20 protein-coding genes are annotated in these 18,929 nt (G+C 67.4%); 14 read left to right on the top strand and 6 right to left on the bottom strand.

All coding sequences use genetic code 11. From position 1 onward, the window contains the following. The first annotated feature begins 60 nt into the window (after nt 1-60). Complete coding sequence (locus AB4879_RS19245; RefSeq protein WP_102809563.1) at nt 61-504, top strand: hypothetical protein; 444 nt, start codon at nt 61-63, stop codon at nt 502-504. Here the strand turns inward: AB4879_RS19245 and AB4879_RS19240 are convergent. Continuing rightward, the gene (locus AB4879_RS19240; RefSeq protein ID WP_370508866.1) at nt 445-1,128 is read right to left on the bottom strand and encodes a nitroreductase family protein; all 684 of its coding nucleotides are present in this window, start codon (nt 1,126-1,128) and stop codon (nt 445-447) included. The two genes, AB4879_RS19245 and AB4879_RS19240, sit on opposite strands and share 60 nt — an antisense overlap. Before the next feature lie 95 nt (nt 1,129-1,223). Here AB4879_RS19240 and AB4879_RS19235 point away from each other — a divergent pair, with 95 nt between their 5' ends. The 3 genes from AB4879_RS19235 to AB4879_RS19225 all read left to right on the top strand — a co-directional run bounded on the left by AB4879_RS19235 (nt 1,224) and on the right by AB4879_RS19225 (nt 4,699). Further along, nucleotides 1,224-2,489 carry an aspartate kinase gene (locus AB4879_RS19235; RefSeq protein WP_083120881.1) on the top strand — a complete coding sequence of 422 codons (1,266 nt, stop codon included), beginning with the start codon at nt 1,224-1,226 and terminating at the stop codon, nt 2,487-2,489. 2 nt (nt 2,490-2,491) lie between these two features. Beyond that, a complete protein-coding gene (locus AB4879_RS19230) occupies nt 2,492-3,538 on the top strand; it encodes an aspartate-semialdehyde dehydrogenase (RefSeq protein ID WP_370508865.1) in 1,047 nt (348 codons plus the stop codon). An 81-nt stretch (nt 3,539-3,619) separates the two neighbouring features. Continuing rightward, entirely contained in the window at nt 3,620-4,699 is a 1,080-nt protein-coding gene (locus AB4879_RS19225) for a DUF4185 domain-containing protein (RefSeq protein ID WP_370509525.1), read from the top strand. A gap of 35 nt (nt 4,700-4,734) precedes the next feature. Here AB4879_RS19225 and AB4879_RS19220 read toward each other — a convergent pair whose 3' ends face one another. Both AB4879_RS19220 and AB4879_RS19215 read right to left on the bottom strand, forming a co-directional pair. Continuing rightward, nucleotides 4,735-4,965 carry a hypothetical protein gene (locus tag AB4879_RS19220; protein ID WP_370508864.1) on the bottom strand — a complete coding sequence of 77 codons (231 nt, stop codon included), beginning with the start codon at nt 4,963-4,965 and terminating at the stop codon, nt 4,735-4,737. A gap of 67 nt (nt 4,966-5,032) precedes the next feature. Beyond that, nucleotides 5,033-5,533, bottom strand: coding sequence for a hypothetical protein (locus AB4879_RS19215; RefSeq protein WP_370508863.1), 501 nt, complete (start codon nt 5,531-5,533; stop codon nt 5,033-5,035). Nucleotides 5,534-5,661: 128 nt separating this feature from the next. Between AB4879_RS19215 and AB4879_RS19210 the strand changes: the two genes are divergently transcribed. From AB4879_RS19210 to egtE, 9 genes are all read left to right on the top strand, one after another. Further along, nucleotides 5,662-6,114, top strand: a complete 453-nt coding sequence (locus AB4879_RS19210) for a hypothetical protein (RefSeq protein WP_370508862.1) — start codon at nt 5,662-5,664, stop codon at nt 6,112-6,114. 148 nt (nt 6,115-6,262) lie between these two features. After that, nucleotides 6,263-7,711: a catalase gene (locus tag AB4879_RS19205; protein WP_370508861.1), complete on the top strand. Its 1,449-nt coding sequence runs from the start codon at nt 6,263-6,265 to the stop codon at nt 7,709-7,711. A gap of 83 nt (nt 7,712-7,794) precedes the next feature. After that, on the top strand, nt 7,795-8,223 hold the full coding sequence (locus tag AB4879_RS19200; protein ID WP_370508860.1) for an organic hydroperoxide resistance protein: 429 nt from the start codon (nt 7,795-7,797) through the stop codon (nt 8,221-8,223). A 5-nt stretch (nt 8,224-8,228) separates the two neighbouring features. Then, nucleotides 8,229-8,870, top strand: coding sequence for a sensor domain-containing protein (locus AB4879_RS19195; RefSeq protein ID WP_102809597.1), 642 nt, complete (start codon nt 8,229-8,231; stop codon nt 8,868-8,870). Nucleotides 8,871-8,947: 77 nt separating this feature from the next. After that, on the top strand, nt 8,948-10,237 hold the full coding sequence (egtA, locus tag AB4879_RS19190) for an ergothioneine biosynthesis glutamate--cysteine ligase EgtA (protein ID WP_370508859.1): 1,290 nt from the start codon (nt 8,948-8,950) through the stop codon (nt 10,235-10,237). Next, the gene (gene egtB / locus AB4879_RS19185) at nt 10,234-11,520 is read left to right on the top strand and encodes an ergothioneine biosynthesis protein EgtB (RefSeq protein WP_370508858.1); all 1,287 of its coding nucleotides are present in this window, start codon (nt 10,234-10,236) and stop codon (nt 11,518-11,520) included. The genes egtA and egtB overlap by 4 nt, the downstream gene beginning before the upstream one ends. After that, complete coding sequence (gene egtC, locus AB4879_RS19180) at nt 11,520-12,212, top strand: ergothioneine biosynthesis protein EgtC (RefSeq protein ID WP_370509524.1); 693 nt, start codon at nt 11,520-11,522, stop codon at nt 12,210-12,212. The genes egtB and egtC overlap by 1 nt, the downstream gene beginning before the upstream one ends. After that, nucleotides 12,209-13,174, top strand: coding sequence for an L-histidine N(alpha)-methyltransferase (egtD, locus tag AB4879_RS19175; RefSeq protein WP_370508857.1), 966 nt, complete (start codon nt 12,209-12,211; stop codon nt 13,172-13,174). Before egtC ends, egtD begins: the two co-directional genes overlap by 4 nt. Next, the gene (gene egtE, locus AB4879_RS19170; protein WP_370508856.1) at nt 13,171-14,286 is read left to right on the top strand and encodes an ergothioneine biosynthesis PLP-dependent enzyme EgtE; all 1,116 of its coding nucleotides are present in this window, start codon (nt 13,171-13,173) and stop codon (nt 14,284-14,286) included. The genes egtD and egtE overlap by 4 nt, the downstream gene beginning before the upstream one ends. Nucleotides 14,287-14,327: 41 nt before the next feature. Here the strand turns inward: egtE and AB4879_RS19165 are convergent, their stop codons facing one another. Genes AB4879_RS19165 through AB4879_RS19155 form a run of 3 tightly spaced genes read right to left on the bottom strand, consistent with a single transcriptional unit; the run spans nt 14,328 to nt 17,312 of the window. Beyond that, entirely contained in the window at nt 14,328-15,005 is a 678-nt protein-coding gene (locus AB4879_RS19165) for a class I SAM-dependent methyltransferase (protein WP_370508855.1), read from the bottom strand. A gap of 26 nt (nt 15,006-15,031) precedes the next feature. Further along, nucleotides 15,032-16,510 (bottom strand): glutamate--cysteine ligase, encoded by a 1,479-nt coding sequence (locus tag AB4879_RS19160; RefSeq protein ID WP_370508854.1) that lies wholly within the window; start codon nt 16,508-16,510, stop codon nt 15,032-15,034. A 46-nt stretch (nt 16,511-16,556) separates the two neighbouring features. After that, nucleotides 16,557-17,312 (bottom strand): class I SAM-dependent methyltransferase, encoded by a 756-nt coding sequence (locus tag AB4879_RS19155; protein ID WP_102809595.1) that lies wholly within the window; start codon nt 17,310-17,312, stop codon nt 16,557-16,559. Nucleotide 17,313: 1 nt separating this feature from the next. On the opposite strand from AB4879_RS19155, the gene glpK reads away from it, so the two are divergent. After that, a complete protein-coding gene (gene glpK, locus AB4879_RS19150) occupies nt 17,314-18,879 on the top strand; it encodes a glycerol kinase GlpK (protein ID WP_199190040.1) in 1,566 nt (521 codons plus the stop codon). Nucleotides 18,880-18,929 lie beyond the last annotated feature (50 nt).

Below are 18,929 nucleotides of genomic sequence, written 5' to 3'. Positions count from 1 at the left end.
AGACACCCTCGTGGTGTTGCCGCCGCGTTAAACGTTGACGCTTCGCTACGCTGGGCGACCATGCACCGACGTCCGCGCTGGGTCCTCACCATCACCGTGGTGGTCATCGCGGTCGGCTTCGCCATTTATTCGAAGTGGTTCGACGGGCCGCCGGAGAAATGCAAGCCGGTGATCGACTTCCTGGACTTCAGCCGATCTCAGGCGGCGAAGATCGACTCCAAGGGCAACGAGGGTGTGCCGACCGTCGCCGAGGACACCGCCTACAAGGACTGGGCCGACGGCCTGGCCGAGCGGGCGCAGAAGGTGACCGATCCGGGGTTGGCCGCCCAGGCCACCGAGGTGGCACAGCTGGCCAACCAGTTCGTCAGCGGGCTACCGACGCTGCGGTCGCAGACCCAGAACCGCGCGCCCGGCGCCCCGGCGCCGCCTCAGGTCTACGAGATGTCACTGCTCAACGACCGGATCGTCGCCAAGCTCGGGGAGCTGCGCAAGACCTGCTCTTGACGACGGCCCTGCTCCTGACGACGGCCATGCTCCTGACCAGTTGAGCACGATCTCCTCGAGCGGCAGCCGCTCCCGCGGCCGGCCGTCGCGTTCGGCGATCTCCGGCGGCAACTGTGCATAGTCACCGAGGGCACCGACGGCCACGACCGCCAGTGGGCGCACCCCGTCCGGCAGGTCGAATGCGGTGCGGGCACCGTCGACGTCGAAGCCGGCCATCGGATGCGCGATGAGGCCACGGGCGACGGCTTCGACGGACAGATTCGCGATGGCGGCACCCGCATCCACGGCCGCGTAGAGCGCCGTGCGCTCGTCCTCGCCCTCGTCGGAACACACCAGGATCAGCGCGCCCGCGGCGTGGGCGTAACTATTCCCGCGGCGCAGGAACCCGGCGAGCGTGGTGAACGCCGCGTCGCCCCGCCGCCCGACGACGAAGCGGACCGGCTGTCGATGACCCCAGGTCGCGGCCCACCGGGCCGCCTCGATCAGGGCGATCAGCTGCTCCGAGGTGACCTCGGCGTCGGGGTCGAAAGCCCGCGGACTCCACCGCTCGGCGATCGGCGGGTGGATCGGCACCCGGGTCCGGGCATGACGTTCGCGGGGCGGGTCGGCGCGTTGGTCAGGCACCGCCGCGACGTTACGCGCCGATCGGGCCGGAAAAAGCAGGTGCTGCGACCCCTTATCCTTAGAGCCGACATCCCACTCTTTCGAAAGGGCAGACAGTGGCGCTCGTCGTGCAGAAGTACGGCGGATCCTCGGTGGCCGATGCCGACCGGATCCGGCGCGTCGCCGAGCGCATCGTCGAAACCAAGAAGGCCGGTAACGACGTCGTCGTGGTCGTCTCGGCGATGGGCGACACCACCGACGAACTGCTGGATCTGGCCAAGCAGGTCTGCCCGGCACCGCCCGCCCGTGAGCTGGACATGCTGCTGACCGCGGGCGAGCGGATCTCGAACGCGCTGGTCGCGATGGCCATCGAGTCGCTAGGGGCGCAGGCCCGGTCCTTCACCGGATCGCAGGCCGGTGTCGTCACCACCGGCGCCCACGGCAACGCCAAGATCATCGACGTCACGCCCACCCGGCTGCGATCCGCGCTCGACGAGGGACAGATCGTTCTCGTCGCCGGCTTCCAGGGCGTGAGCCAGGACACCAAGGACGTCACGACGCTGGGCCGCGGCGGCTCGGACACCACCGCCGTCGCGCTGGCGGCCGCCCTGAACGCCGACGTCTGCGAGATCTACACCGACGTCGACGGCATCTTCACCGCCGACCCGCGCATCGTGCCCAATGCCCGTCGCCTGGACACCGTCAGCTTCGAGGAAATGCTCGAGATGGCGGCCTGCGGCGCAAAGGTGCTGATGCTGCGCTGTGTGGAATACGCCCGCCGCTACAACGTTCCGATTCACGTCCGGTCTTCATACACCGACAAGCCCGGCACGATCGTCACAGGATCTATCGAGGACATCCCCATGGAAGACGCCATCCTGACCGGAGTTGCCCACGACCGCAGTGAGGCCAAGGTCACCGTTGTCGGGCTGCCCGACGTACCCGGCTACGCCGCCAAGGTGTTCCGCGCGGTTGCCGACAACGACATCAACATCGACATGGTGCTGCAGAACATCTCCAAGGTCGAGGACGGCAAAACCGACATCACGTTCACCTGCCCGCGCGACATCGGGCCGACGGCGGTGGAGAAGCTCACCGCACTGCAGGGTGAGATCGGGTTCACCAAGGTGCTCTACGACGACCACATCGGCAAGGTCTCGCTGGTGGGCGCCGGGATGCGCAGCCACCCGGGTGTGACCGCGACGTTCTGCGAGGCGCTGGCCGAGGTCGGGGTGAACATCGAGTTGATCTCGACCTCCGAGATCCGAATCTCGGTGCTGGTCAAGGACACTGAGCTGGACAAGGCCGTTGCCACGTTGCACGAGGCGTTCGGCCTCGGCGGCGAGGAAGAAGCCGTCGTCTACGCCGGGACGGGTCGGTAGTCATGGTCAACATCGGTGTTGTCGGAGCCACCGGCCAAGTCGGCCAGGTGATGCGCACCCTGCTCGAGGAGCGGGACTTCCCGGTGACCAGCGTGCGGTTCTTCGCCTCGTCACGGTCGGCGGGCAAGAAGCTGCCGTTCCGCGGCCAGGAGATCGAGGTCGAGGACGCCGAGACCGCGGATCCCACCGGCCTGGACATCGCGTTGTTCTCGGCCGGCGCGACGATGTCGCGGGTCCAGGCGCCGCGGTTCGCTGCAGCCGGTGTCGTCGTGATCGACAACTCCTCGGCGTGGCGTAAGGATCCCGAGGTGCCGCTGGTGGTGTCCGAGGTGAACTTCGACAGAGATGTCGCCAATCGGGCTCGGTCCCTTCCCAAGGGCATTATCGCCAACCCGAATTGCACCACCATGGCCGCGATGCCAGTGCTCAAGGTGCTGCACGACGAAGCCCAGTTGGTGCGGATGATCGCCTCCACCTATCAGGCGGTGTCGGGCAGTGGGCTGGCCGGTGTCGACGAGTTGGCCACCCAGGCCCGCGCGGTGATCTCCGGGGTCGAGGAGCTGGTGCACGACGGGTCGGCGCTGGATTACCCGGCTCCGGTGAAATATGTTGCGCCGATTGCCTTCAACGTGGTTCCGCTGGCCGGGTCACTGGTCGACGACGGCTCCGGTGAGACGGACGAGGATCAGAAGCTGCGCAACGAGAGCCGCAAGATCCTGGGCATCCCGGAGCTTGCCGTGTCCGGGACGTGTGTGCGGGTGCCGGTGTTCACCGGGCACTCACTGTCGATCAACGCCGAATTCGCTGAGCCGATTTCGCCGGAGCGGGCCACTGCGCTGCTCGACGGTGCCCCCGGGGTGAAGCTGGTCGACGTCCCCACGCCGCTGGCTGCTGCCGGGGTGGACGAGACCCTGGTGGGCCGGATTCGCCAGGATCCCGGCGTGCCGGACGGCCGTGGCCTCGCGCTGTTCCTTTCGGGTGACAACCTGCGAAAAGGTGCTGCCCTCAATACGATTCAGATCGCCGAGCTGCTGGCCGCCGAGCTCTAGGATTGGTCCCCCTTGCGCCGAAACCGACGTTTGGGCGTGAAACTGCGAGTGGCGTGCGCCATTTCGTCGATCTCGGCGCTGATGCTGGCGCCCCCGGCGATCGCCGATCCGCCGAGCCCAGCTCCTGACCCGATCCTCGCGCCGTTGGCGCCGGGCCAGGTGATGCGGATCGGGCCGATCGCCGGCACCGGGACGCCGACCCGCGAGTACGGCATCGGCGCCACCGACTTGTGCGAGTTCATGGAATTCCCAACTGAATTGCTCCAGATCTGCGGGGACAGCTTTGCCGGCCAGGGCGTCGGATTCGGTGGGTGGTTCTCGCCGGTCGCGCTGCGAGTGGCCGGTGACTCGGTCGACGATCCCGGCGGGATCCGCTACACCGGCGTCGTCGGGGTGGACAAACCATTGCTGGCCGACCCCCGGCCGCCGGGTGCTTCGCAGCTGCCCGCGGGGGTGGTGCAGATCAACCGGCAGAACTATCTGCTGGTGACCACCACCAAAGACCTGGTACCGCAGACGTCTCGGCTGGTGAAAGCGGTTGCCGGGCAAGGCGGTTGGCAGACCGTCGCGGGTTCGCAGCGGCCCGCCTCCTACGCCGGCGGCCGTCAGACGCAGATCAGCGGCTACTACGACCCGATCCCGACACCGGACTCGCAGACCGGCTGGGTGTACATCGTGGCCAACAACTTCGACCGGTCCGGGCCGGTGATGCTCTACCGCGCCACGCGAGAGAACTTCACCGACCGTGCGCGCTGGCAAGGCTGGGCGGCCGGTCCGGGCGGCGGCTGGAACAAGACGCCAACCCCGTTGTGGCCGGACAAGATCGGCGAGATGAGCCTGCGCGAGGTCGACGGAAAGCCGGTGCTGTCCTACTTCAACGCCAGCACCGGGAACATGGAGATGCGGGTGGCCTACGACCCGACGGGTCTGGGAACTGCGCCGGTGACGACGGTGGTGCAAGCGGGTGATTGGCCCGACCCCGCGGAGAGCTTGCCGCCGCCGGAAGACAACCGGCTGGCGCAGCCGTACGGCGGCTACATCTCGCCGGGTTCGACGCTCGACGAGGTGCGGGTATTCGTCAGTCAGTGGAACACCACGCCGCGCGACCGCGCGCCCTACCGGGTGCTGCAGTTCGCGGTGAACCCGATCAAGCCCTGGTGAGAGGCAGGCCGCTCCTGCAGGGTTTGGACCTGGGCTCAGTGTGCGTCGGCCTCGGGGCCGAGCAGCTTCGCTCGCAGTCGCAGCACATGTATTTGGGCAACTCCCACGAGCAACACCGGCCACAAGAATCCCGCCGCGATGATCAGCGGCAGGCGTACGCGAGGTCGCACCGTTTCACCTGCATCAAAGGCTTCAGTGAAAACCCGAGCCAGAAAGATGAATAGCGGCATGCCGGTGAGATAGAGGTACAAAAGCACGGTGGACACTCCTTCACGGCAACCCCCGCGCAATAGTGGCAAAGTTCGCTGACACTGTCCAGTTGCCTGCCGGAACTCAGCGATTGTCGCGCTTGGCCTGCCGCCGCGCGCCGGATGCAATAGAACCGGCCTCGCGCTTCTTGCGGCCCGGTGACTCACGGGACCGGTCCACCCGGGTCCGACCCAGCGTCGCCACCTTGCCGCCGCCCTTGGCCGGCGTCACGGGGGCCGAACTTTCCTGACGGGCCCGGGCCAGCCGCTCCTCCTTGAGCTCCCGGGCGCTGCGCGCTGCAGCGACACCGAGTTGTTTACTCACCCGCCCCAGCGCACCCTCGAAGATCTCGGCCTTTGCGCCATTGCGTTCGTTGGCCGATCGGGCGGCACCCCGGGCGCCCTTCGCCGACACCTTCGCCGCGCCCGTGCGGCGGTAGAGCCCGACGTACTTGTTGCGGGCGCGTCGAACCCTGCGGTGCAAGTCCAGCAGCGCGTCCTCGTCGAGGTCGGTGAGTGCGCCGGTGTCGGTCTCCCGGACCAACAGGAACTCGGCCTCGGTCAGCGAGTGGAGCAGCTTATTCATCTTTGGTTCATAGCGCGGGGCAGCCCGCGGCGGGCGGAAACGACCATGCAGACCACAATTCGTCATTCACAGCCTTTTCAAAGGTGGCACCTAACCCGCACTGGGCAGCACGCTCGCATCATCGACTCATGACCGAAACACCCGAGCGGGCCGACGAGCCCGTAACCAGCCCTGTCGCCACTCTCGATCCGCCACCGCCACCGCCCTACTACGGCCCGGTCCCCGTCGCCACCCGGCCCAACCGGCTGAACCAGGTCGCCGCCTGGGTCGCGATCGTCGCGGGCACCGTCTTCATTGTCGGTGCAGTCTTCTTCACCGGCTTCATCCTCGGTCGCACCAGCGGCCACGGCGGCTGGCACCACCCCCGCGGAGATGGTGACTCGCAGCAGTTCCACCATCGGGGCGGACCGGGTGGCGGCCCCGGGATGATGATGCCCGGCGCAGGACCGTGGGGTCCGATGGGTCCCGGCGGACCGGGAGCTCCAGGCGGGCAGGGTCCGGGCGCCGGCCCCGGATTCGGGCCAGGAGGTCCGGGCGGCGCAGGTCCGGGCGGCACCGTCACCCCGACCCCGCGTCCTTGACCGCACCGCAGACGTGCCCAGCGTCCCATCCCCCCAGGGACGCTGGGCACCCTGCTGTTCAGGGATTGCCCCGGAACCGTTTTGGGAGAGTAGAACGGGTCTTGGGTACACGCCTTCCGAAAGGTGCTGACTCCAGATAGGGGAGACGATGACTGAGAAATTCGCGACCACAGATGCCGGCGCACCGGCGCCGAGCCTCGAACATTCCCTGACCGTCGGGCCGGATGGCCCGATCCTGCTCCAGGACCACTACCTGATCGAGCAGATGGCCAACTTCAATCGCGAACGTATCCCGGAGCGCCAGCCGCACGCCAAAGGCGGCGGTGCGTTCGGAACGTTCGAAGTGACGCAGGACGTCAGCAAGTTCACTCGTGCGGCGTTCCTGCAGCCCGGCGTCAAAACCGACATGGTGGCCAGATTCTCCACCGTCGCCGGCGAGCGCGGCAGCCCAGACACCTGGCGGGACCCCCGTGGATTCGCTCTGAAGTTCTACACCTCCGAGGGCAACTTCGACCTCGTCGGTAACAACACGCCGGTGTTCTTTCTGCGGGATCCGATCAAGTTCCAGAACTTCATCCGCTCTCAGAAGCGCCTGCAGTCGTCGAACCTGCGGGATCACCACATGCAGTGGGACTTCTGGACGCTCTCACCGGAATCCGCACACCAGGTCACCTGGTTGATGGGTGACCGCGGCATCCCGAAGACCTGGCGAAACATGAACGGCTACTCCAGTCACACCTACAGCTGGCTCAACGCGGCCGGCGAGTTGTTCTGGGTGAAATACCACTTCAAGACCGACCAGGGCATCGAATTCCTCACCCAGGAGGAAGGCGACGAATTGGCAGGCAGCGACGGCGATTACCACCAGCGCGACCTCTTCGACACGATCGAGGCCGGCGACTTTCCGAGCTGGACTCTGCACGTCCAGATCATGCCGTTCGAGGATGCCAAGACGTACCGGTTCAATCCGTTCGACCTGACCAAGGTGTGGCCGCACAGCGACTACCCGCTGCACGAAGTCGGTCGAATGACGTTGAACCGCAACGTCACCGATTACCACGCCGAGGTGGAGCAGGCCGCTTTCGAGCCGAACAACATCGTGCCCGGTACCGGATTGAGCCCGGACAAAATGTTGTTGGCACGCGGCTTCTCCTACAGTGACGCCCATCGGCACCGGCTCGGGGTGAACTACAAGCAGATCCCAGTCAACACACCGAGAGTCGAAGTGCACAGCTACTCCAAAGACGGTGCGATGCGGATGCACAACGTGACCGATCCGGTGTACGCGCCGAACTCGATGGGTGGTCCGCAGGCCGATCCCGCGCGGGCGGCTGAGGTGCACTGGGTCTCCGACGGCGATATGGTCCGCACGGCCTATTCCCTTCGTGAAGAAGATGACGACTGGGGCCAGGCCGGCACCCTGGTCCGGGAAGTTCTCGACGACGATGCCCGAGACCGGTTGGCGCACAACGTCATCGGCCACGTATCCAAAGGTGTCAAGGAGCCTGTGCTGTCCCGGGTGTTCGAGTACTGGCGCAACATCGATGCCGACCTCGGCAAGAAGATCGAGGAAGGCGTGCGAGGCAACACCGGCTAGCAGCCGACATCGACATGAGGGTTGTGATCGGGTGAATTTTCACGACCTTCATGTCGATCTCGCGGCCTGGCATGATCGAAGTCATGAGCATCGAGGTCATCTACACCGCGGAATCGACGGCCAGCGGCGGCGGGCGTGACGGCCACGTGAAGTCGTCGGACAATCGGATCGATCTGGACACCAGGCCGCCCAAGGAAGCGGGCGGTAGCGGCGAGGGCACCAACCCCGAGCAACTGTTCTCGGCGGGTTACGCCGCCTGCTTCCTGGGCGCGCTGCAACTGGTGGCGTGCTCGGAGAAGATCGGACTCGACAGTGCGTCGGGCATCACCGCGCAGGTCGGCTTCGGCAAGGACGCCGACGGCGGGTACGGCATCAACGCCCACCTCATCGGCTACCTCCCCGGACTCGAACAGAGTCAGGCCGAGGACCTGATGAACAAGGCTCATCAGGTGTGCCCGTATTCGAAAGCGACCCGCGGCAATATCGACGTCACGCTGACCGCCAAGGTCTGAGGGTGATGCGCACCGCCGCAGCGGCGGCCGCTGTGCTGGCAGCGGGCGTAGTCGCGGCCGCTCCGGCGCAGGCCCGGCCGGCGGACCCGGGCGTGGTCTCCTACGCCGTGCTCGCCAAAGGCTCGGTCGGCAACATCGTCGGGGCACCGATGACGTGGGAGGCAGTGAGCACCGACCCGGTGCAGGGGTTCTGGGTCGATCTGCCGGTCTGCAACAACTGGGCCGACATCGGGTTGCCCGAGGTGTTCAACGACCCCGACCTTGCGTCGTTCAACAGTGCGGTCACGCAGACCTCGGCCACCGACCAGAACCACCTGGTCAAACAGGCCGTCGGGGTGTTTGCGACCGTCGACGCCGCCACCCGTGCGTACCACCGCGTCGTCGACCGCACGGTCGGGTGCGCCGGTCAGACCACCGCCATGCACCTCGCCGACGGAACAACTCAGGTGTGGTCGTTCGGCGGTGCTGCCCCGACGGCCACCGACGCGGTGTGGGTCAAACAGGAAGCAGATACCGATCGGCGGTGTTTCACCCAGACACGGTTGCGGGAAAACGTGCTGTTGCAGGCCAAGGTCTGCCAGTCCGGCAACGGCGGGCCGGCGGTGAACGTACTGGCCGGCGCCATGCAGAACACATTGGGTCTATAGCGAGGTCGGGTGAACGTCATCAACGGGTCAGCCGCCGATCGACGAAACTTGTCGGTGCGGTCTGGAAGATGGATGTCATGACGTTCGCCGTCACTTCGGAGTCGGGCCGGGCACCTTGCGGGTCGGGTGCCGAAGAACGAGTCCTGAACAGCTCATCCTCGGCTGCCTTGCACATCGCCGGCGCCTCACTGGACGACGGTCCGGTCGGTCGGGTGGGTCTGGAACTCGAAGCGCACTGCTTCGATCTGGCTGATCCACTGCGCCGCCCGGGCTGGTCGGAACTGAGCGACGTGATCGCCACCGTGGGACCGTTGCCCGGCGGCAGCGCCGTCACCGTGGAACCGGGGGGCGCGGTCGAACTGTCCGGCCCGCCGGCCGACGGCCCGGTGCCGGCCATCGCTGCGCTGGCCGCCGACCGGGCGAGGTTGTGTTCGGCGTTCGCCGACGCCGGCCTCGGCCTGGTGCTGCTCGGCGCCGACCCGCTACGCCGCCCGCATCGGGTCAATCCCGGCGCCCGCTATGAGGCGATGGAACAGTTCTTCGTCGCGTCCGGGACGGCCAGCGCAGGGGCGGCGATGATGACCTCGACGGCCTCGATCCAGATCAACCTCGACGCCGGTCCCCGCGACGGCTGGGCCGAGCGGGTGCGGCTCGCCCATGCGCTCGGCCCCACCACGATCGCGATCGCGGCGAATTCACCGTTGCTCGGCGGCGACTTCACCGGCTGGGTGTCAACCCGTCAGCGGGTGTGGAGTCAGCTGGACTCGGCGCGCTGTGGGCCGGTCCTGGGTGCCAGCGGTGACGATCCGTGCACCGACTGGGCTCGCTACGCGCTCAAGGCGCCGGTGATGTTGGTGCACAACCCGGATCCCGTCGCGGTCACCGAGCACGTGCCGTTCGCGGACTGGGCCGACGGACTGGTGCTGCTCGGCGATCGCCGCCCGACCACCGCCGACCTCGACTACCACCTCACCACGCTGTTCCCGCCGGTGCGCCCCCGCCGTTGGCTGGAAATCCGGTACCTCGACAGCGTGCCCGACGATCTGCTGCCCGCAGTCGTGTTCCTCGTCGTCACCCTTCTCGACGACCCGGCCCTCGCCGAACTGGCCGCCGAGGCCGTCGAATCGGTTGAGACGGCATGGGACCTTGCCGCGCGGGTCGGTCTCAAGGACGACCGCCTCTACGAAGCCGCCAACCGATGCGTCGCGCTCGTCGCCGACCGGGCCCCCGCGGAATTATCCGAGTCCATGCGGCGGTTGGTGCACAACGTGGAAGAAGGCCGCTGCCCAGCCGACGAATTCGCCGATCGGGTCATCGAGCGCGGCATCGAAGGTGCCGTCCTGCAGATGGCCGAGGCGACGGCGTGATCGCACGCGAGACGCTGGCGCGGGACCTCGAACGGGCCCGCCAGCGCACGTGGACGCTGACTGACTTCGACGACGCCGAGTTGCATCGCCAGTACAGCCCGCTGATGAGTCCATTGGTCTGGGACCTCGCCCACATCGGGCAACAGGAGGAGCTCTGGCTGCTGCGCGACGGCGACCCGAATCGGCCGGGGATGCTGCCCGCGAACATCGAAGGCCTCTACGACGCCTTCGTGCACTCTCGCGCCAGCCGCGTCGATCTCCCGCTCCTGTCACCGGCGCAGTCCCGCGCCTACTGCAACAGCGTGCGGGCTGCCGCACTCGACGTGCTCGACACCTTGCCCCACCGCGATGACGATGCCGAGGTGGCGTTCCGCTTCGGCTTGGTGATTAGCCATGAGAACCAGCACGACGAGACAATTTTGCAGGCACTCAACTTGCGCAGCGGCGCACCGATTTTGGCGCATCGGATGACGCTGCCGCAGGGCAGGCCCGCGTTGGCCGGCGGTTCGGTTCTGGTGCCCGGCGGCCCGTTCGTCCTCGGCGTCGACGCGGCGACCGAACCGCTGTCACTGGACAACGAACGCCCCGCCCACGTGGTCGATGTGCCGGCGTTCCGCATCGGCCGGGTACCGGTGACCAACGCCGAATGGCGCCAGTTCATCGATGACGGCGGCTACATCCAACAGCGATGGTGGTCACCGCGCGGATGGGAGCACCGGCTCCAAGCCGAGTTGAGCGCACCGGAGTTCTGGAATCCGGACGGCACCCGAACCCGATTCGGCCACGTCGAGGACATCCCCGGCGACGAACCCGTCCAGCACGTCACTTTCTTCGAAGCCGAGGCCTACGCCGCGTGGGCGGGCGCACGGCTGCCGAGTGAAGTCGAATGGGAGAAGGCCGCCGCCTGGGACCCGGAGGTCGGCTCGCGCCGTCGTTACCCGTGGGGCCCGGAGGAACCGACACCGCACCGGGCCAACCTCGGTGGGCAGGCGCTGCGCCCCGCGCCGGTTGGGGCCTATCCCGACGGGGCGTCTGCCTATGGCGCCGAGCAGATGCTCGGAGATGTGTGGGAGTGGACCACGTCGCCGCTGCGGCCATGGCCGGGCTTCACACCGATGATCTATCAACGCTATTCGGAGCCGTTTTTCGACGGTGACTACAAGGTGCTTCGCGGTGGTTCGTGGGCGGTGGGCGCCGACACGTTGCGCCCCAGCTTCCGGAATTGGGATCACCCGATCCGTCGGCAGATCTTCTCCGGTGTGCGCTTGGCGTGGGACGTCTGATGTGCCGGCACCTGGGCTGGCTGGGCGAACCGGTGGCGATCGCCTCGCTGGTCCTCGACCCGCCGTGCGGGTTGAGAGTTCAGTCCTATGCCCCGCGCCGGCAGAAGCACGGGTTGATCAACGCCGACGGGTGGGGCGTGGGCTTCTTCGATGGCGGCGAGGTGCGCCGCTGGCGCAGCGCGTCGCCGCTGTGGGGCGATGTCTCGTTCGCCTCGGTGTCACCGGCGTTGCGTAGCAATTGCATTGTCGCAGCAGTGCGTTCGGCGACGGTCGGCATGCCGATCGAGGCCAGTGCGTCTGCCCCATTCAGCGACGGCACCTGGCTGCTGTCCCACAACGGGGTGGTCGACCGCGGCGTGTTGCCCGTCAGCGCGGCGGCCGAATCGACCGTCGACAGCGCGATGCTTGCCGCGCTGATCTTCGACCGCGGACCGGAGAACCTCGGCGATACGATCGCCGAAGTCGGGGTGGCGGATCCGGGTGCAAGGTTGAACATCATCGCCGCCAACGGATCTCGGCTGCTGGCCACCACCTGGGGTGACACTCTGTCGGTGTTGCGCCGCAGTGACGGAGTGGTGCTGGCCAGCGAACCCTATGACGACCACCCCGACTGGCAGGACATCCCGGACCGGCATCTCGTCGACGTGAGCGGGGGACAGGTGACACTGACCCCGCTGAAAGGATCTTTGTGACGTTCACGCTGTCGAACTACCTGGCCGCCGACGCCGCCGCCCAGGCGCTCCGCGCCGATGTGCTGCACGGCTTGACGCAGACACCGAAGTCATTGCCGCCCAAATGGTTTTACGACGCCGTCGGTAGTGACCTGTTCGACCAGATCACCCGGCTGCCGGAGTACTACCCGACCCGGACCGAAGCGCAGATCCTGCGGTCCCAGTCGGCGGCGATCGCCGCCGCAAGTGGTGCCGACACACTGGTGGAACTCGGCAGCGGGACGTCGGAGAAGACGCGGCTGCTGCTGACTGCCATGCGCGACAACGGGTCGCTGCGACGATTCGTGCCGTTCGACGTGGACTCGAGTGTGTTGGAACTGGCCGGAGCCGCGCTGGAGCACGAGTATCCGGATCTCGACATCGACGCGGTGTGCGGCGATTTCGAGGAACATCTGGCCAAGATCCCCTCGGGCGGTCGCCGGTTGTTCGTGTTCCTCGGGTCCACCATCGGCAATCTGACCGCCGCCCCACGCGCGGAGTTCCTCACCGCGCTCGCCGACGTACTCGACCCCGGGGACAGCCTGCTGCTGGGCACCGACCTGGTCAAGGACACCGAACGCCTGGTTCGCGCTTACGACGACAGCGCCGGGGTGACCGCGCGGTTCAACCTCAACGTGCTGACGGTGGTCAATCGAGAACTGAACGCCGACTTCGACATCGACGCCTTTGAGCACGTCGCCCGCTGGAACCCCGACGAGGAGCGCATCGAGATGTGGCTGCGCGCAACGTCTCCGCAGGAGGTCACCGTCGCCGGGCTGGATCTGCGCGTCGAGTTCGCCGCGGGCGAAGAGATGCTCACCGAGGTGTCGTGCAAGTTTCGGCCCGAGGCCGTCGCGCACGAGCTGCAGGCGGCCGGGCTGCGGCGGACGCAGTGGTGGACCGATGAGGCCGGGGACTTCGGGCTGTCCCTGGCGGTGAAGTGAGCGCACCCGACGCTCTGGCTGACAGCTGGCGGGAGGCACGGCTGCCCGCGGCCGGTGTGCACCTGGACAGCGCCGCGTGTTCACGCCAGAGCCTGGCGGCGATCGATGCGGCTGCCGCACACGCCCGCCACGAGTCGGAGGTGGGCGGCTACGTCGCTGCGCAGGCGGCCGCTCCGGTTCTCGACGCCGGCCGCGCCGGTGTGGCCGTGCTGACCGGAATGTCCTCGGACGACGTCATTTTCACCACCGGATCGGGCAACGCGCTACAACTGCTGCTCGGCGTGTGGCCGATGGAACGGACCGTGGCGTGCCTGCCCGGCGAGTACGGCCCCAATCTGGTGGAGTTCACTGCGCGCGGCTTCACCCGGCAGGAGCTACCGGTCGACAGTTTGGGCCGGGTCGACCCGGATGCCGCCCGCAACACCCTGGCCGATGCGCCGCCGGCGCTGGTCCACCTGACCGCGGTCGGCAGCCACCGCGGTGTCGTACAACCCGTCGCCGCGGTCGCGGAGGTGTGCCGGGAGATCGGCGTCCCGCTGATCGTCGATGCCGCGCAGGCGCTGGGCCACATCGACTGCGTGGCCGACGCCGACGCGGTCTACTCGTCGTCGCGCAAGTGGTTGGCGGGTCCGCGCGGGGTGGGAGTGCTGGCGGTGCGTCCGGCGCTGGCCGACCTGTTGCAGTCCCCGCCGTGGGCCGGTGCGGTATCGGCGTTGCAGTGCCTGGAGTTCGGTGAAGCCAATATCGCTGCGCGGGTCGGCTTTTCCGTCGCGGTGGGACAGCACCTCGCGGCCGGACCGGAAACGGTACGGCAGCGGCTGGCCGCGCTCGGACGTCAGACCCGCGCGATGCTGGCCGAGGTGCAGGGCTGGCGAGTGGTGGAACCCGACGACGCGCCGACCGCCATCACCACGTTGGAGCCCGCCGACGGCGCCGACCCCGTGCAGGTGCGAGCCCGCCTGATCGACGAGCACGGCATCGTGACGACTGCGGCCGGAGTGGAGCGCGCTCCGCTGGAGCTGACGACGCCAGTGCTGCGGATTTCGCCGCACGTCGACGCCGGCACCGAAGACATCGAGGCGCTGGTCGCCGCGCTGCGCGCCGTCACCTGACCGACCAGCAGAACCCGCATGGGCGTGGGGATGCGCGGTACTCAGCCCGCCTTATGTGCGCTGAGCAGGTAGGCCGGCATCATCAGGCGGCCCTTCGCGTCGAGTTCGAACGGCATCTCCCCCTGGGGCAGGTCGGCGAACGCCGGCTTGTGGGAATGGATCTTCGCCGGCCGAATGTCGTCGATCACGAAGTACTTCGACACCGCGGCGCGTAGCTCGTCCTCGTCGACCTCGTTGGGCTTGGTCTCGAGGTGCGGCGGGAAGGCGCCCTTTGCGAAGACCAGAACATAGAGCCGCGCCCCGGGTGCGGCCGCCCGGTGGATCGCGCCGAGGTAGGCGTCGCGGGCGCCGACCGGCAGCGAATGGAACAGCGTGCTGTCGATGATCGTGGCGAACTGCTCGTCGTAGCCGGTGAAGGAGGTGATGTCGGCGCACACAAAGGTCACGTGGCTCAACCCGCGCTGCCGGGCGGCTTCGGTCGCGGCCGCGATCGCCGTCGGCGACACATCGATACCGACGACGGTGCTGCCCGTCGCCGCGAGGGCCAACGCGAGTTCGGCATGCCCGCAGCCCGCGTCCAGCACATGACCGCTGACCATCCCGTCCCGGACGAGAGCGGCCAGTTCGGGCTGCGGCTCACCGATATTCCACGGCGGCGGCCCGGCGAACGCGCCCTCCTCTTTATAGGCGCCGTCCCAGTCCATCACCTCAGAGTCCATGTCCGTCAACTTACAAGGACTCGCTGTCACTCGGTGATGTCCCAGGTGTGCACCGGCTCGTTGCTGTGCATCAGGGAGCAGTAGCGCCGCAGCATCTCGGCCAGCGCCTCCGGGCGCGCCATGCCCCGACCCTGCAGCGCCTGCACCGTCGCGACCTGCCATGCCGACCCGTTGCGCCCCGTCTTCGCGCGGCCCTCGATCACGCCGAGATAGCGGTCGCGTACTTCGGCGGCCACGCCCCAGCGGCGCAGACCCTCATCGGCCATCGGCAGCAAGGTGCGCAGCACAAGCTCGTCGGGCGTGATCTCGCCGAGCCCGGGCCAGTACAGCCTGGCGTCCATGCCGTGCCGAGCGGCTTCGATGAAGTTGTCATGTGCCGCAGTGAAACTCATCTTCGTCCACAGCGGACGGTCCTCTTCGGCCAACACTCTCAAGGCGCCGTAGTAGAACGCCGAGTTGGCCATCATGTCGACGACCGTGGGCCCGGCCGGCAACACTCGATTCTCCACCCGCAGGTGCGGCCGACCGTCCACGACGTCGTATACCGGCCGGTTCCAGCGGTACACCGTCCCGTTGTGCAGCCGCAGTTCGGACAGAGCAGGCGTGCGGCCTGCCGCGAGCTCGGCGACCGGGTCCTCGTCGGACATCTCGGGCAGCAAGGAGGGGAAGTAGCGGACGTTCTCTTCGAACAGGTCGAAGATCGAGGTGATCCACCGTTCCCCGAACCACACTCGCGGACGGACGCCCTGCGCCTTGAGTTCGTCGGGCCGGGTGTCGGTGGCTTGGGCGAACAGCTCGATGCGGGTCTCGGCCCACAACTGGTGGCCGAAGAAGTACGGCGAATTGGCACCGAGGGCGAGCTGCGGGCCGGCCAGCACCTGAGCGGCGTTCCAGTTGGCGGCGAAGTCGGCCGGGGAAACCTGCAGGTGCAATTGCATACTGGTACAAGCGGATTCGGGAGCGATGGACTCCGCGTGCATGCTCAGCCGCTCAGGGCCGGTGATGTCGATGAGGATGTCCTCGCCGCGGGCGGTGAAGATCGAATCGTTGAGTGCCTGATAGCGCAGCGACGGACTCATCCAGTGGCCGGTCAGATGCTCGGGCATCAGCGTCGGCAGGATCCCGATCATCACGATGTGTGCGTCGTCGGTGTTGGCCTTGGTCTCGGCGGCATTCAGGCTCGCACGAACCTCGGCCTCCAGCTCCAGTGCCGTCCGACCGGGTAGAGGTCGTGGTGGGACGTTGAATTCGATGTTGTAGGCACCCAATTCGGTCTGGTAGGCCGGATCGGCTATCGCTGCCAAGACCTCCTGGTTGGACATCGCCGGCTGGTAGTCATCGGTGACCAGGTTGCACTCGATCTCCATCCCGGTCAGCGGCCGGTCGAAGTCGAAGCTGGATTGGGCCAGCATCGTTTCGAACACGTCCAGGCACAACTGGACCTTGCGCCGGTACTGCTGCCGGTGCGCCCGGTTGAAGGTGGCGTGCTTGACCTCATCGCCCATGGGTCGATGGAACCGGTTCAGACCAAGCTGCGCAAGCAAATCGCCATCAACCGCGCCGGCGTGCCCGCAGAACCTGTCGATCGAACGGGTTGGTGCTGACCTCCACCTCGACTCCGGCGTGGGCGCCGAGCGCCCGCAGCGCCGACGGGCTGTAGGAGCGCAGCGAGCTGACCAGTCCGTCGTGCACGAACGGCCACCACACCAGTGGCGCCATCGCCGCCAGCTTGGCGATGTGCAGAAGCGAGGGCATCCGGGGCAGATCGATGACCAGGAGTTCGTTGGCCACCCGGGTGCCTTCGGCGAGAACCAGGGCGGCCTGGGTGGGCGGCAGATGGTGAAACGACAACGCGAAGACGGCCAGGTCGAACGCGCCGTCGTCGGCGTCGATCGCGGTCGCGTCGATGGTGCGCACGGTGGCGCGGGGGTGTTCACCAAGGTCGGATGCCGCGATAGCCGCGACCGACTCGGCGTTGACGTCGGAGATCGTGACGTGGGCGGTCGGATGCTGCTCGAGCACCCGGCGCGACAGCGCTCCGTGACCGGCGCCGAGTTCCAGAATGGCGGGGTCGACGACATCGGCGACCTCGCGCAGCACCAGTTCGGCGTTGCGATCGTGTTCACGGAACAGGTTGCCGATCACGTCCAGCGCCGTGACGATGCCGCGCTTGACCTCGTCGTCGACGTCGTCGCGGTCGAGGTATTCCGGACGGTTGGTCTCCAGCAGGCGATCCAGACACGACGCGTCCGGGCCACCGCGCGGCATGTCGGCGATGTCGGTGATCTCGGATGCCATGTAGGCCATCATGGACGAAAGGTCGGCTGCCTCGGCAGCATCGCACGTCAGAGGAGCACCGTTGGCTGACTTCGTCGCCTCGATTGACCAGGGCACCACCAGCACCCGCTGCATGATCTTCGATCACAAGGGCGCCGAGGTGGGCAGGCACCAGCTCGAGCACGAACAGATCCTGCCGAAGTCCGGGTGGGTGGAGCACAACCCGGTGGAGATCTGGGAACGCACGCAGACCGTGGTGGTCTCGGCGTTGAACAAGACGAAACTGTCCGTCGAAGACCTCGCCGCGCTGGGCATCACCAACCAGCGGGAGACGACGCTGGTGTGGAACCGCAAGACGGGACGGCCGTACCACAACGCGATCGTGTGGCAGGACACCCGCACCGACCGGATCGCAGCCGCCCTGGACCGGGATGGCCGCGGCGACATCATCCGCCGCAAGGCGGGCCTGCCGCCGGCGACGTACTTCTCCGGCGGCAAGCTGCAATGGATCCTGGAGAACGTCGACGGCGTACGTGCCGACGCCGAACGCGGTGACGCGCTGTTCGGCACGCCGGACACCTGGGTGCTGTGGAACCTGACCGGGGGAACCCACGGCGGTACGCACGTCACCGACGTCACCAATGCCAGCCGCACCATGCTGATGAACTTGGAGACGCTGGACTGGGACGACGAACTGTTGTCGCTCTTCGGGATTCCGCGCGCGATGCTGCCGGATATCCGGCCGTCGTCGTCGCCCGAGCCGTACGGGGTGACGTTACCCGGCGGCCCGCTGGGCGGTGAGGTGCCGTTGACCGGCATCCTCGGCGATCAGCAGGCGGCGATGGTGGGGCAGGTGTGCCTGAGTCCGGGCGAGGCCAAGAACACCTACGGCACCGGCAACTTCCTGCTGCTCAACACCGGCGAGAAGATCGTGCGCAGCGAGAACGGGTTGCTGACCACGGTGTGCTACCAGTTCGGAGAAGCGAAACCTGTTTACGCCCTTGAGGGTTCGATCGCGGTGACGGGTTCGGCCGTGCAGTGGCTGCGCGACCAGCTCGGCATCATCAGCGGCGCGTCGCAGAGCGAGACCCTGGCGCGGCAGGTCGCCGACAACGGTGGCGTGTACTTCGTGCCGGCGTTCTCGGGGCTGTTCGCGCCGTATTGGCGTTCGGATGCGCGCGGGGCGATCGTCGGGCTGTCCCGCTACAACTCCAACGCCCATGTTGCCCGCGCGACGCTGGAGGCGATCTGCTATCAGAGCCGTGACGTGGTCGACGCGATGGAAGCCGATTCCGGTGTGCACCTCGAGATTTTGAAGGTCGACGGCGGGGTCACGCAGAACGAGCTGTGTATGCAGATCCAAGCCGATGTGCTGGGCGTGGACGTGGTGCGCCCGGTGGTCGCCGAGACCACCGCACTGGGTGCGGCGTATGCCGCCGGGTTGGCCGTCGGATTCTGGGCCGATCCCGATGACCTGCGAGCCAATTGGCAGGAGGACCGGCGGTGGTCGCCGGAGTGGGACGACGACCAGCGTGAGGCCGGCTATGCCGGATGGCGCAAAGCCGTGCAGCGCACGCTGGATTGGGTGGAGGTCTGACGAGTTGGGGGGGGGGGGGGGGGGGGGGGGGGGGGGGGGGGGGGGGGGGG

The organism is Mycobacterium sp. SA01 (assembly GCF_041287105.1).
Lineage (GTDB): Bacteria > Actinomycetota > Actinomycetes > Mycobacteriales > Mycobacteriaceae > Mycobacterium.
The sequence above is the reverse complement of the archived record's forward strand: the minus strand, read 5'-3'. Positions and strand labels throughout refer to the sequence as shown.

Bases quoted from the DNA above. Each gene is read 5' to 3' on its own strand.
- AB4879_RS19245 (WP_102809563.1), top strand. From the start codon at position 61: ATGCACCGACGTCCGCGCTGGGTCCTCACCATCACCGTGGTGGTCATC.
- AB4879_RS19230 (WP_370508865.1), top strand. From the start codon at position 2,492: ATGGTCAACATCGGTGTTGTCGGAGCCACCGGCCAAGTCGGCCAGGTG.
- AB4879_RS19225 (WP_370509525.1), top strand. From the start codon at position 3,620: ATGCTGGCGCCCCCGGCGATCGCCGATCCGCCGAGCCCAGCTCCTGAC.
- AB4879_RS19215 (WP_370508863.1), bottom strand. From the start codon at position 5,533: ATGAATAAGCTGCTCCACTCGCTGACCGAGGCCGAGTTCCTGTTGGTC.
- AB4879_RS19210 (WP_370508862.1), top strand. From the start codon at position 5,662: ATGACCGAAACACCCGAGCGGGCCGACGAGCCCGTAACCAGCCCTGTC.
- AB4879_RS19205 (WP_370508861.1), top strand. From the start codon at position 6,263: ATGACTGAGAAATTCGCGACCACAGATGCCGGCGCACCGGCGCCGAGC.
- AB4879_RS19200 (WP_370508860.1), top strand. From the start codon at position 7,795: ATGAGCATCGAGGTCATCTACACCGCGGAATCGACGGCCAGCGGCGGC.
- AB4879_RS19195 (WP_102809597.1), top strand. From the start codon at position 8,229: ATGCGCACCGCCGCAGCGGCGGCCGCTGTGCTGGCAGCGGGCGTAGTC.
- egtA (WP_370508859.1), top strand. From the start codon at position 8,948: ATGACGTTCGCCGTCACTTCGGAGTCGGGCCGGGCACCTTGCGGGTCG.
- egtC (WP_370509524.1), top strand. From the start codon at position 11,520: ATGTGCCGGCACCTGGGCTGGCTGGGCGAACCGGTGGCGATCGCCTCG.
- AB4879_RS19165 (WP_370508855.1), bottom strand. From the start codon at position 15,005: ATGGACTCTGAGGTGATGGACTGGGACGGCGCCTATAAAGAGGAGGGC.
- AB4879_RS19160 (WP_370508854.1), bottom strand. From the start codon at position 16,510: ATGGGCGATGAGGTCAAGCACGCCACCTTCAACCGGGCGCACCGGCAG.
- AB4879_RS19155 (WP_102809595.1), bottom strand. From the start codon at position 17,312: ATGGCCTACATGGCATCCGAGATCACCGACATCGCCGACATGCCGCGC.
- glpK (WP_199190040.1), top strand. From the start codon at position 17,314: ATGGACGAAAGGTCGGCTGCCTCGGCAGCATCGCACGTCAGAGGAGCA.